The organism is Dietzia sp. B32, from assembly GCF_024732245.1.
GTDB lineage: Bacteria > Actinomycetota > Actinomycetes > Mycobacteriales > Mycobacteriaceae > Dietzia.
Window position 1 is genome coordinate 433,986 of the sequence record NZ_CP093845.1, and the last position, 12,191, is coordinate 446,176.

Genomic DNA, 12,191 nt, shown 5'->3' on the forward strand with positions numbered 1-12,191 from the left:
GGTCTCCACGGCAGGGCTGGCCGCGCGACCTCGGTCTACATTCGATGGACGTTCATCGCTGGAGCTTCACGGTGTGCTCATCGTGTCTGGTCCGTTCCTCTTCTTGTGCTCCCCCTGCCGGACCGAATGGCCGGCGGGTGGTGTCGTGCCCGGGGCGTAACGCCTCGAGCACCTCCGTGATCGCGTCCTGGGACACGTTCCCGGCGACTCGCAGTGACCTGATGAAGGCCTTGCGGTCGAGTGCTGTCGCGATGCACCGCTGTTCGCGGTGCACCCAGGCTCCTCGTCCGACCGCCCGTCGACGGGGATCGGGCGAGAGTGTGGCCGTCTCCGGATCGTGGACGATCCGGAGGAGCCGGGAGTCGGAATCCCGACCCCGGCAGCCGACGCAGGTCCTGATCGGACCCGCGCCCCCGGCGGTACCGGACCGCTGGTCCTCACGTCCCTGCATCCGGCCACCTCGGTCTCTCGCCGCCCGGCCCGAATGGACGGGTGGACGTGAAGTCACTGTGACAACTGATCAGTCTACAGATGATGCGGTGTCGATACTAACGGCGCGCCCGACCGCGTGGCGACAGGTCGCCCCGGGCGTCACTCCGCATCGCTGTGGATGTCGATCCGCCACTGGGTGAGACGGTGCGCCAGCCGGGCGTTCTGCCCCTCCTTACCGATCGCCAGGGACAGCTGGTAATCGGGCACGACGACCCTGGCCGCCCTCGTCGCGGCGTCGGCGACCGACACCGAGATCACCTTGGCCGGCGACAGGGCGTTGCCCACGAACACGGTGGGATCCTCGTCGTAGTCGACGATGTCGATCTTCTCGTCGTTGAGCTCCGCCATGACCGCGCGGACACGCGCGCCGTTCGGACCGATGCACGCGCCTTTCGCGTTGAGTCCCGAGATGGTGGACTCCACCGCGATCTTCGTCCGGTGCCCGGCCTCGCGCGCGATCGCCGCGATCCGCACCGAGCCGTCACCGATCTCCGGGACCTCCAGGGCGAACAGTCCCCGGACCAGGTCCGGGTGGGTGCGCGACAGCGAGACGGAGGCCCCGTGGGGGCCCTTGTGGACGCCGACCACGTGGCACTTGATGCGGTCGCCGTGCTCGTAGGTCTCTCCCGGGACCTGCTCCGCCGGGGCGATGGTCCCCTCGGTCCCCCCGTTCTCGGGTCCGATGTGGACCACCACGATCCCCCGGGCGTTCGCCCGCGAGTCCGACTGGATGACCCCACTGACCACCTCGCCCTCCCTCGTGACGAGGTCGCCGTAGATGCGGTCGGTCTCCGCCTCCCTCAGACGCTGGAGGATGATCTGCCGGGCGGTCGCCGCCGCGACCCGGCCGAAGTCCGAGGGGGTGGCGTCGAACTCCCCGATCCGGTTGCCGTCCTCATCCACCTCGGCCGCCATGACGGCGACCGTTCCGGCCTTACGGTCCAACGCGATCCGGGCGACCCGATGCGCACCTTCGGTCCGCTTGTACGCGGTGAGCAGAGCGTTCTCGAGGGTGTGCACGAGGTCTTCCAACGGGATCTCGCGCTCCCGGGACAGCATGTTCAGCGCTGCCATATCGATGTTCAACGGTTTTCTCCTTCTCGCACGCCACGCCCCGGGTTCTCCGGCTCGGACAACAGGTCCAGCTCCTCTTGCGGTGCAGGCCGGAACTCGACCCGGATCACGGCGCGGGCCACCTGCTCCAACGCTACCGATTCCACAGTCGTTCCCCGGCCCGCCCTCGACACGATGCGGACCACCCCCGTCGCCTCGTCGAGGTCGCCCACCCGTCCCCTGCTCGGCCCCTCGGCACCGTCGACGTAGACCAGGTCCACCTGGCGTCCGCGGGCGCGGCGCCAGTGTCGCGGCTGCTCGAGTGGCGCGTCGACTCCCCTGCTGGTCACCTCCAGCGTGACGGGCTGCACTGACCCACCCCACTGCTCGGCGAGCGGGTCCAGATCGACGGACAGCTCGGCGAGATCGTCGAGGGACACCCCGGAATCCCCGTCCACGACCACCGTCACCTGCCATGTGGACGACCGGGTGTTCTCCCGGATGTCCTCGAGGTCGAGGCCGCGGTCGGAGACCGCCTTGCGTATATGGGCCCTGTCGGGCTCGGGGACGATCACTGTGCTCCTGGAGTGCGGGCTGGCGGATTCCGTTCCGGGACGCGGACGGGCCGCATCACTGTACCGCCTCGCCGCCGCCGTCCCCGACCCCTGGCAGGATGTCGGAGTGCCACATTCCGCCCCCGTCGTCCTCACGCGCCGTCACTTCGTCGTCGCAGCCGCCGGCGTCGCCGGGCTCGCAGCCGCCGGTGGCTGCGCCCTGCCCACGGTCTCCGACCGCCCGGATCCGCTGCTCGGCCTGCTCGACGCAGCGCAACGCGATGCGCGCGAACTCGCCGCCGCGGACGCCTCCCACGGAGAGCGGGTCGGTGCCCTGCGCCGGATCGCCGACGTGCGGAGGCTCCACGCGGAACGGCTGACCACGATCGTGGAGTTCCCGGCCGACGAGGGGCGACCGACACCCGCGTCGACCCCTGCCCCGGTGTGCCCGCCCGCCGACGAGGTGCGCGCCCGCCTCCGCGTCGATGCCGCCGGTGCCACCGACGCCGCCGCGGCGGAAGAGGGTCCCCGGGCCGAGATCGCCGGGGCGATCGCCGCGGCATGCACCGCCGCAGCCGAGGTGGAGCTCGCGTGACCGCCCCCGTCGGACTGGCCGCCGAGGACGCCGCGGTCTACGGATACGGCCTGGTGCTCGCCCGGGCGGACGGCTCCATACGGGCCGCGGTCCGTCGCGAGCTCGCCGCTCACCGGGCCCGTCGGGACGCCGCGGAGAAGTTGTGGCCGGGGTCGCCCCCCGCCCCGGTCGGTTACCTCACCGGACCGGACACCCCCGTCTCGGCGGTCCTCCTGGCGATCCGTATCGAATCGGATTGTTGCGAGGCCTGGCGGGTGGAACTCGGCCGCGCCGAGGCACCGGAGACCCGACGGTTCTGCAGCGACGCCCTCACCGCGGCGGCGGTCCAACTGGCCCGGTGGAGGACGCTGGTCCCGGGCGCGCCGTTCGAGGCGCTGCCCGGGTTCCCCCCGCCGGCGTGAGGTGTTCTATCGTCCCGCGCCGATCAGCCTGATGATCTCCTCGGCGGCGCCGTCCACCGGCACCTGGGTGACCTCGCCGGTGGCGCGCTCGCGCAACTCGACGGTGCCCTCGGACCACCCGCGACCCACCACGACCACCCACGGGATGCCGATCAGTTCGGCGTCCTTGAACTTCACTCCCGGCGAGGCCTTGCGGTCGTCGAAGAGGACCTCGAGTCTGGCGCGGTCGAACGCCTCCACGAGGGTCCCGGCACCGGCGATCGCGGCGTCATCCTTGTTCGCGATCACCACGTGGACGTCCGCGGGTGCGGCCTCGGCCGGCCAGACCAGACCCTTGTCATCGGCGAACTGCTCGGCGAGGACAGCGACGAGGCGCGAGACCCCGATCCCGTAGGACCCCATGGTCACCCGGGCGGGCTTGCCGTTCTCGCCCAGCACGTCGAACCCGAACGCGTCGGTGTATTTCCGACCGAGCTGGAAGATGTGGCCGATCTCGATACCGCGCGCCAGCGTCAGGGTCCCGTGCCCGTCCGGCGCAGGGTCACCCTCCCTCACCTCGGCGACCTCGATGGTGCCGTCCGGGGTGAAGTCACGTCCGCACACCAGGTCCACCACATGCTTGCCGACCTCGTCGGCACCCGTGATCCAGGAGGTACCCGTGACGACCCGTGGGTCGACGAGGTAGCGGACCTCGTTCTCCTGCAGCGCGCGCGGCCCGATGTACCCCTTGACGAGGAACGGGTTGGCGGCGAAATCGGCCTCCTCGAGGATCTCGACCTCCGCCGGCTCGAGCGCTGCCTCGACTCGCTTCATGTCGACCTCACGGTCACCCGGCAGCCCCACCGCCAACAGTTCCCAGTCCCGCCCGGGCTCACGGACCTTGAGCATGACGTTCTTGAGGGTGTCCGCGGCGGTGACGTCCCGACCGAGGTCGGCGGAATTCGCCCAGGCGACGAGTGTCTCGATCGTCGGCGCATCCGGGGTCTCGTGCACGACCGCCCGGGGCGACCCCTCCACCGGGAGTGCGGGGGGCGCGGGGGTGACGACGGCCTCGACATTGGCCGCGTAATCTCCGTCGGTGGACCGGACGAACGTGTCCTCGCCCGCCGCGGAGACCGCGAGGAACTCCTCGGAGGCGGAGCCGCCCATCGCTCCGGAGGTGGCCGCGCAGATGACGTACTCGATCCCGAGACGGTCGAAGATGCGCTGATACGCCTCGCGGTGCGCCTGGTACGAACGCTCGAGCCCCGCGTCGTCGACATCGAAGGAGTAGGAGTCCTTCATCACGAACTCGCGACCGCGCAGGATCCCGGCACGCGGCCGTTCCTCGTCCCGGTACTTGGTCTGGATCTGGTACAGCGTGACGGGCAGATCCTTGTACGACGAGTACTCACCCTGGACCGTGAGCGTGAAGAGCTCCTCGTGGGTGGGCCCCAGCATCATGTCGTTGCCCTTGCGGTCCTTGAGCCGGAACAGTGCCGGACCGTACTCGGTCCACCGGCCGGTGGTCTCGTACGGTTCACGCGGCAGCAGGGCAGGCAGGCTGATCTCCTGAGCGCCGAAGGCGTCCATCTCCTCTCGGACCACCTGCTCGACCCGGCGGAGGGTGCGCAGACCGAGTGGGAGCCAGGAGTACACGCCGGGAGCGACGCGGCGGACGTATCCGGCGCGGACCAGCAGTTTGTGGCTGAGGACCTCGGCATCGGCCGGGTCATCGCGGAGGGTGCGGAGGAAAAGGTGGGACAGACGCGTGATCACGGTGGTCAAGCGTAGCCGCCCGTGGGTGGGCACCCGGCCCGCCGGTAGCCTCTGCCGGGTGCGCATCCTCCTCTCGCCCTCCGAGACCAAGTCCATCGGCGGCGCGGGTGAGCCCCTCGAACTGGCCACCCTCTCGCTGCCGTCGTTGAACGAAACCCGCCGGACGGTGGCGGATGCGCTGGTGACGATGTGTACCGACGACCCCGGGGGCGCGCGTGCGGTACTGGGTCTGAGCGAGAAGCTCGCCGGGGAGGTCCAGCTGGACGCGCAGTTGTGGACCTCCCCCACCGCGCCGGCCCTCACCCGGTACACGGGCGTGCTCTACGACGCTCTGGACGAGGGGTCGATGACCGGCGCGACCCGGGCGCGCGCGGAGTCCCGACTGTGGATCGGGTCCGCGCTGTTCGGGCTCGTCGCCGCCGATGACCCGATCCCCCATTACCGGCTGTCGGCCGGGACGCGACTGCCGGGCCTGGGCACGCTGCGGGCAGCGTGGAGGCCCGTCCTGACCGCCGCCACCGCCCGCTGGGAGGAGGACCTGGTGGTGGACCTGCGTTCCGGTGGGTACCACCACCTGGGCCCGGTTCCGGGCGCGGTGACGGTCGATGTGGTCACCGAGTACCCGGACGGCAGCCGCAAGGTGGTGTCCCACTTCTCCAAGCACCACAAGGGTCTGCTCGCCCGGACCCTCGCGACCTCCCGCGCCGAGATGGCTGATCTGCCGTCACTGCTCCGGGTGGCCCGCAGGGCCGGTCATACGGTCGAGCACACCTCTCAGAACGGCCTGACCATGGTCACGACGCCCTGACGGCAGCTCCCGGGTCCCGCCCCCGCCGTCATCGCCAGCCGAGCTCCGGGGCCACGTGGGTGAGGATCGACTCCAACAGGTGCGCGTTGTAGTCGACCCCCAGCTGGGTCGGCACGGTGATGAGCACTGTGTCCGCAGCGCTGATCGCCTCGTCCTCACGGAGTTGCTCCACCAGCCGGTCCGGCTCCGCGGCGTAGGACCGTCCGAAGACCGCCCGGAGACCGGGTTCGATCTGACCGAACTGGTCACCACGGTCACCGCCCCCGAGGAAGTACCGCCGGTCGGTGTCCGAGGTGATGGCGACGATCGACCGGGATACCGACACCCGCGGTTCGAAGCCGTGATCGTGGGCGGACCACTCGTCGCGGAACGCCTCGATCTGACGGCGCTGCTGTACGTGCAGTGGTTCTCCGGACTCGTCGGCCTTCAAGGTGGACGACATGAGGTGCATGCCCTTCTCCGCCGCCCATCGTGCGGTCGCGTCGGACGCGGCGCCCCACCAGATGCGCTCCCGCAGCCCCTCCGAGTACGGCTCGAGCCGCAGCAGACCCGGAGGGTTGGGGAACATCGGCCGTGGGTTGGGTTCAGCGAACCCGACCCCCTCCACCGCCCGGAGGAATACCTCGGTATGCCGGCGCGCCATGTCCGCGTCGGTGGCACCGTCTCCGGGTTCGAATCCGAAGTATCGCCACCCGTCGATCACCTGCTCGGGAGAACCCCGGGACACGCCCAGTTGGACCCGCCCACCGGAGATGAGGTCGGCGGCGGCGACATCCTCGGCGAAGCCCAGGGGGTTGGTATAACGCATGTCCACCACCCCGGTACCGATGTCGATCCGGTTCGTCCGGGCGCCGACGGCCGCCAGGAGAGGCGCGGGCGTACCGAGCTGGCGCGCGAAGTGGTGAACCCTGAAGTAGGCGCCGTCCAGTCCGAGGTCCTCGGCGGCCTCGGCGAGCTCGACGCTCTGGATCAGTGCGTCGGAGGCGGAGCGCACCGCGGAGTCCGGGTGGTCCATCCAGTGCCCGAAGGAGAGGAAACCGATCTTCTTGTGAGTGGTCACGTCCACATCGTGCCCGACGGCGATGCCGCCGGGCGGGATCTCATCCTTCGGTGATGTACTGCGGCAGCCCGGCGACGGCGCCGACCACAACGATGGCCGGGGGTCTGACGTCGTGGGTCGCCAGGGTCTCCGCCAGGCTTCCGAGGGTGCATCGATGGGTCGACTGCCCGTCGAGGCTCCCGTCGACCACCACCGCTGCCGGGGTCCCGGGCGAGCGGCCCCCCGCCATGAGTGACTCGGCGATCGCCGGGGAGTTCTTCACCCCCATCAGCACCACGAGCGTCCCGCGCATACGTGCGAGGGCGTCCCAGTCGATGAGGGAACCCGGGTGTCCGGGCGGCAGGTGTCCGGACACCACGGTCAGTTCGTGCGTCATCCCGCGGTTGGTCACGGGAATTCCCGCGAGGGCCGGGACGGCGAGCGCACTGGAGACGCCGGGAACGACGGTGCACGGTACACCGGCCTCGGCGCATGCCTGCGCCTCCTCGTAACCGCGCCCGTAGAGGAACGGGTCCCCGCCCTTGAGCCGTACCACGAACTTGCCCGCCCGCGCACGGTCCACCAGCACGTCGTTGATCGCGTCCTGTGCCATGGCCCGCCCGTAGGGGATCTTGGCGGCGTCGACGATCTCGACATCCGCCCGCAGCTCGGCCAGCGGGCGCTGGGGGGCGAGACGGTCGGCCACGACAACGTCGGCGCGGGCGAGCAGTCGACGACCACGCACCGTCATGAGATCGTCGGCCCCCGGCCCGCCGCCGACCAACGCGACCGTGCCCCGGAGCGCCTCGTCGACCTCGGGTGCCTCCGCCCCCGCGTCGCTGAGGGCCCGCGCGACCACGTCCCGGGCCTCGGCGGTACGCGCGCGGTCGCCGGTGAGCACCGCGACCAACATCTCGCCCCGACGGACCACCGCCGGGGTCACCGCGGAACCCGACGTCACGGCATCAGCCCGGACGCAGAAGGTGCGGTTCTGCTCGGCCTCCGCCGCGACACGGGCATTGACCAGCGAGTCCTTGGTCGCAGCGACCACATACCAGGCACCTTCGAGGTCCCCGGATTCGTACTCGCGGGGCTCCCACCAGATGCGTCCGGCGTCCACCAGCCCCTGCAGCGTCGGTGTGACGTCCGGGCTAACCAGGTGCACCACCGCGCCCGCCTCGAGCAAGACGGGGACGCGACGTTGCGCGACAGACCCTCCGCCGATGACCACGACGCGTCGACCTTCGAGGTCCAGGCCGACGGGGTACGGATTCACAGGCCGGATCATGGCTCCGATCCTATCCGCCCCCGACTGCTCCCCCGGCCCCGGCCCGGGGGTCCCCGGCGCCGGCGGGTCAGGCCTTCTGGTCGAGCTTGAGGGTGCGGGTCGAGCGCTCGAACTGCTCGGTGAACAGGGTCGGCTCCCCGGACAGGTCGCGGCCGAGCGAGGGGATCATCTCCTCGAGGGCGGGGGTCCAGTCGGCGAACCGGCTCGGGAAGCACCGCTTGAGCACATCGACCATGGCGTCGACCGCGGTGGAGGCGCCCGGGGAGGCGCCGAGCAGACCCGCGATGGACCCGTCAGCTGCGTTCACGACGGCGGTGCCGAACTCCAGGGTGCCGCCCCGGCCGTTGGGCTTGATCACCTGGACACGCTGGCCGGCGATGACCTTCTCCCACTCCCCGTCCTGTGCCGACGGCACGAAATCGCGCAGTGCGTCGACCCGGGCGCCGTGGTTCTTGGCGAGCTCGGTGATGAGGTACTTGACCAGGCTCATCTCGGTGAGCCCGATGTTGGCCATGGGCAGCAGGTTGCCGGCGCGGATGCTGGACGGCAGGTCGAGGAAGCTGCCCATCTTGAGGAACTTGGGGGTCCAGCCGGCGAAGGGGCCGAACAACAGCCCCTTCTTGCCGTCGATGACCCGGGTGTCCAGATGCGGCACGGACATCGGCGGCGCGCCCACGGAGGCCTGGCTGTACACCTTCGCCTGGTGCTGTTTGATGAGCTCCGGGTTGGTGCAGCGCAACCACTGGCCGCCCACCGGGAAGCCGCCGATGCCCTTGATCTCGGGGATGCCGGACTTCTGCAGCAGGTGGAGGGCGCCGCCGCCCGCACCGACGAACACGAACTTGGCGTCGACAGTGCGCTCGTCACCGGTGTGGCGGTTGGTGACGGTCAGTCGCCAGCTGCCGTCGCTGTTGCGCTCGAGGTTCTTGACCTGGTTCTGGTAGTGCACCTCGGCTCCGGTGCGCGTGAGGTACTTGATGAGCTGGCGGGTGAGCGCGCCGAAGTTGACGTCGGTGCCGTTGGAGAAGTGGCTCAGGGCGAACGGCTGCTCGGGAGAGCGCCCGCGGGCCATGAGGGGGACCAGTTGTTCCAGCTCGGAGAAGTCGGTGGTGTGCCCCATCCCCGGGAAGAGGGGGTGCCCGGCGAGTTTGTCGTACCGCTTCCGGAGGTAGTCCTGACCGTCCTTGCCCGCCACGAAGCTCATGTGCGGGACGGGTCGGATCCACTCTGTGGGGTCACCGAGGATGGTGTTCTCGACGGCGTAGGACCAGAACTGGCGCGAGACCTGGAACTTCTCGTTGACGCTGACGGCCTTCGTGATGTCCACGTCGCCGTCCGCGGTCTTGGGCGAGTAGTTCAGCTCGCAGAGTGCGGAATGGCCCGTGCCGGCGTTGTTCCAGGCGTCGGACGACTCCAGTGCAGGCCCCTCGAGCCGTTCGAAGACCTGGATGTCCCAGTCCGGCTGGAGCCGCCGGAGCAGTGCACCCAGAGTCGCGCTCATGGTGCCCGCGCCGATGAGCGCCACATCCGTCGTTCCGTGCTTTGCCACCTGGTCTGAAGTCACCGGCTACCCTCGCTCGTTGGTCGTGGACCCGAATCTCTCATCGACGCGGGCAGTCCCGACGGCCCTGCGTCGACCGGCTTCCAACACTACTCACGGCACCGGGCGTGGGACACACCGGACTAGGGTGGTCGTCGTGCCGACGTCCTCTCCCGATCCCGACGCCTCCGCCGGAACCGACCCGCAGTGGACCCCGGACCTGCTGGGGCCGTCGTACCGGCGGCGCGAACTGCCGCTCGGCGACGATCCCGACGGTGAGGGCGAGATCGTCGCGACCCTGGTCCGCCACGAGGACGCGCCGTCGGACCCCACCGCAGTGGTGCTCGTCGTCCACGGCCTGTCCGACTACTTCTTCCACACCCACCTCGCCGAGTTCCTCGCGTCGCGCGGTATCGCGACGTTTGGGATAGACCTGCGCAAATGCGGCCGTTCGCGGCGGGACGGCGTAACACCGCACTTCACGACCGACCTGGAGCGTTACGACGACGAGTTGGACCGGGCGCTCGAGGTGATCGTCTCCGAGCACCCGCGCACGCCGGTGCTCGTGGCCGCCCACTCCACCGGGGGGTTGGTGGTGCCGCTGTGGCTGGGCAGGCGGCGCGACAGGGGCGCCCTGCCCCCCGTCGTGGGGGTGATCCTGAACTCGCCGTGGTTCCAGCTCGACGTCCCGGAGCGCGCCCGGCCCGTGCTCGACCCGGTCATCCGCACGCTCGGATCCGTCCGGCCCTTCTACCGCCTCCCGCTGCCCACGTCGGACCGGTACGTCATCAGCACGCACGTGGACCACGACGGTGAATACCACTTCGACACCACCCTCAAACCCCCCGGCGGTGTCGGCGTCCGGGCGGGGTGGCTCGCAGCGGTCCGACGTGCACAGAAGCGTCTGCAGGCCGGCGTCGATCTGCCGCTGCCGGTCCTCCTGCTCCGCTCCACCGCGTCGTCGATCGGGTCCCGGCCCCGCGGCTCCGCGCTCGATGTGGACACCGACCTGATCCTCGACGTCCGATCGATGCAGCGTTTCGCCGACCGGGTCTCCGACGACGTCACCGACGTCCCCGTCGCCGGTGCCCGGCACGACGTCTTCCTGTCCCGCGCCGACGTCCTCGAGGTGGTTTTCGACCACCTCGGGCACTGGCTGGACCAGATCCTGTCCTCACACATCAAGGAGTCCTGACCCCCATGACCCAGACCCCCTCCCGCCACTTCGACCTGGTCGTCATCGGCACGGGCAGCGGCAACTCGTTGATCGACGAGTCGTTCGCGGACAAGTCCGTGGCGATCTGCGAGAAGGGGACGTTCGGCGGAACCTGCCTCAACGTCGGTTGCATCCCCACGAAGATGTTCGTCTACGCCGCCGACACGGCCACCTCCGTCCGGCACTCGTCCACCTACGGCATCGACTCGACACTGGACGGGGTCCGCTGGCCGGACATCGTCTCGCGGGTCTTCGATCGACGCATCGACCCGATCGCGTCGAGCGGTGAGGACTACCGGCGCAACCGTTGTGACAACGTCACGGTGTACGACGGTCACGCGACGTTCGTCGGTCCGCGCACCATCGACACGGGTACCGGGGAGATCATCACCGCGGACTCGGTCGTGATCGCCGCAGGCGCACGCCCGTCGATTCCGGACATCGTCACCGAGGCGGGCGTCGCCTTCCACACCAGCGACGACGTCATGCGTATCCCCGAACTGCCGAAGTCGATGGTCATCCAGGGCTCCGGGTTCATCGCCTGCGAGTTCGCGCACGTGTTCTCCTCCCTCGGCGTCGACGTCACCGTCATCGGCCGCTCGGACGTGCTGCTCAAGCATCTCGACCGCGAGCTGGCCGAGCGGTTCACCGACGCCGCCCGGGGACGGTGGGACGTCCGCCTCGGGCAGCAGATCGCCACGATGACCGCGACGGGTGAGGATCGCCGGGGCGTGGAGATCACCTTCGAGGACGGGTCGACGTGCGCCGGCGACGCGCTCCTCGTGGCGATCGGCCGGACGCCCAACGGCGACCTGCTGGGGTTGGGTGCGGCCGGGGTCGAGATGGACGGCGAGAGGGTACGAGTGGACGAGTTCGGCCGTACCACGGCGGAGGGCGTCTGGGCGCTGGGCGACGTGAGCTCGCCGTACCAGCTCAAGCACGTCGCCAACCACGAACAGCGGGTGCTGGGGCACAACCTTCGCCACCCGGAGGACCTGCAGCCGTTCCACCACAGTCACGTCCCGTACGCCGTGTTCAGCTGGCCACAGATCGCCTCGGTCGGCATGACGGAGGCCGAGGCCCGCGCAGCCGGATACGACGTGACCGTCAAGACCCAGGACTACGGCGACGTGGCGTACGGCTGGGCGATGGAGGACTCGGTCGGGTGCTGCAAGCTCATCGCGGACCGCGCCACCGGGCTGCTGCTGGGCGCCCACCTCATGGGCGCCCACGCCCCGTCCCTCGTGCAGATCCTCATCCAGGCGATGGAATTCGGGATCACCGTTCCCGACCTCGCACGCAAGCAGTACTGGATCCACCCGGCGATGGCCGAGGTGGTCGAGAACGCATTGCTGGGTCTGGACTTCCCAGATCGCGGGTTCTGACAGCGGGGGTCGGCGGCGGTGGGTCGGTGCCGGTGGGTCGGTGCCGGGGGCGGCCCGCACCC

At 70.0% G+C, this 12,191-nt stretch carries 12 protein-coding genes; 5 read left to right on the forward strand and 7 right to left on the reverse strand.

What is annotated here, in order from left to right; all coding sequences use genetic code 11:
* Window positions 1–52: 52 nt before the first annotated feature.
* The 3 genes from L8M95_RS02085 to rimP all read right to left on the reverse strand — a co-directional run bounded on the left by L8M95_RS02085 (window position 53) and on the right by rimP (window position 2,120).
* On the reverse strand, window positions 53–451 hold the full coding sequence (locus L8M95_RS02085) for a YlxR family protein (RefSeq protein ID WP_260487692.1): 399 nt from the start codon (window positions 449–451) through the stop codon (window positions 53–55).
* Window positions 452–591: 140 nt separating this feature from the next.
* Window positions 592–1,578 carry a transcription termination factor NusA gene (gene nusA / locus L8M95_RS02090; RefSeq protein ID WP_260487693.1) on the reverse strand — a complete coding sequence of 329 codons (987 nt, stop codon included), beginning with the start codon at window positions 1,576–1,578 and terminating at the stop codon, window positions 592–594.
* Window positions 1,575–2,120, reverse strand: a complete 546-nt coding sequence (rimP, locus tag L8M95_RS02095; RefSeq protein WP_260487694.1) for a ribosome maturation factor RimP — start codon at window positions 2,118–2,120, stop codon at window positions 1,575–1,577. The genes nusA and rimP overlap by 4 nt, the downstream gene beginning before the upstream one ends.
* Window positions 2,121–2,226: 106 nt before the next feature.
* Here rimP and L8M95_RS02100 point away from each other — a divergent pair, with 106 nt between their 5' ends.
* Complete coding sequence (locus L8M95_RS02100; protein WP_260487695.1) at window positions 2,227–2,694, forward strand: hypothetical protein; 468 nt, start codon at window positions 2,227–2,229, stop codon at window positions 2,692–2,694.
* Window positions 2,691–3,095, forward strand: a complete 405-nt coding sequence (locus tag L8M95_RS02105) for a ferritin-like domain-containing protein (protein ID WP_260487696.1) — start codon at window positions 2,691–2,693, stop codon at window positions 3,093–3,095. The genes L8M95_RS02100 and L8M95_RS02105 overlap by 4 nt, the downstream gene beginning before the upstream one ends.
* Window positions 3,096–3,101: 6 nt before the next feature.
* On the opposite strand, the gene L8M95_RS02110 is transcribed toward L8M95_RS02105, so the two are convergent.
* On the reverse strand, window positions 3,102–4,853 hold the full coding sequence (locus L8M95_RS02110; protein WP_260487697.1) for a proline--tRNA ligase: 1,752 nt from the start codon (window positions 4,851–4,853) through the stop codon (window positions 3,102–3,104).
* A gap of 58 nt (window positions 4,854–4,911) precedes the next feature.
* On the opposite strand from L8M95_RS02110, the gene L8M95_RS02115 reads away from it, so the two are divergent.
* Window positions 4,912–5,661: a peroxide stress protein YaaA gene (locus tag L8M95_RS02115; RefSeq protein ID WP_260487698.1), complete on the forward strand. Its 750-nt coding sequence runs from the start codon at window positions 4,912–4,914 to the stop codon at window positions 5,659–5,661.
* 28 nt (window positions 5,662–5,689) lie between these two features.
* Here the strand turns inward: L8M95_RS02115 and L8M95_RS02120 are convergent, their stop codons facing one another.
* The 3 genes from L8M95_RS02120 to mqo form a co-directional block, all read right to left on the reverse strand.
* The gene (locus tag L8M95_RS02120) at window positions 5,690–6,676 is read right to left on the reverse strand and encodes an LLM class flavin-dependent oxidoreductase (protein ID WP_260489128.1); all 987 of its coding nucleotides are present in this window, start codon (window positions 6,674–6,676) and stop codon (window positions 5,690–5,692) included.
* An 85-nt stretch (window positions 6,677–6,761) separates the two neighbouring features.
* Window positions 6,762–7,988, reverse strand: coding sequence for a uroporphyrinogen-III C-methyltransferase (gene cobA, locus L8M95_RS02125; protein WP_260487699.1), 1,227 nt, complete (start codon window positions 7,986–7,988; stop codon window positions 6,762–6,764).
* Window positions 7,989–8,055: 67 nt separating this feature from the next.
* Window positions 8,056–9,552, reverse strand: coding sequence for a malate dehydrogenase (quinone) (gene mqo / locus L8M95_RS02130; RefSeq protein WP_260487700.1), 1,497 nt, complete (start codon window positions 9,550–9,552; stop codon window positions 8,056–8,058).
* Between the two features lie 133 nt (window positions 9,553–9,685).
* Here mqo and L8M95_RS02135 point away from each other — a divergent pair, with 133 nt between their 5' ends.
* On the forward strand, window positions 9,686–10,723 hold the full coding sequence (locus tag L8M95_RS02135) for an alpha/beta hydrolase (RefSeq protein WP_260487701.1): 1,038 nt from the start codon (window positions 9,686–9,688) through the stop codon (window positions 10,721–10,723).
* Between the two features lie 5 nt (window positions 10,724–10,728).
* Window positions 10,729–12,129 carry a mycothione reductase gene (mtr, locus tag L8M95_RS02140; protein ID WP_260487702.1) on the forward strand — a complete coding sequence of 467 codons (1,401 nt, stop codon included), beginning with the start codon at window positions 10,729–10,731 and terminating at the stop codon, window positions 12,127–12,129.
* The last annotated feature ends 62 nt before the right edge of the window (window positions 12,130–12,191 follow it).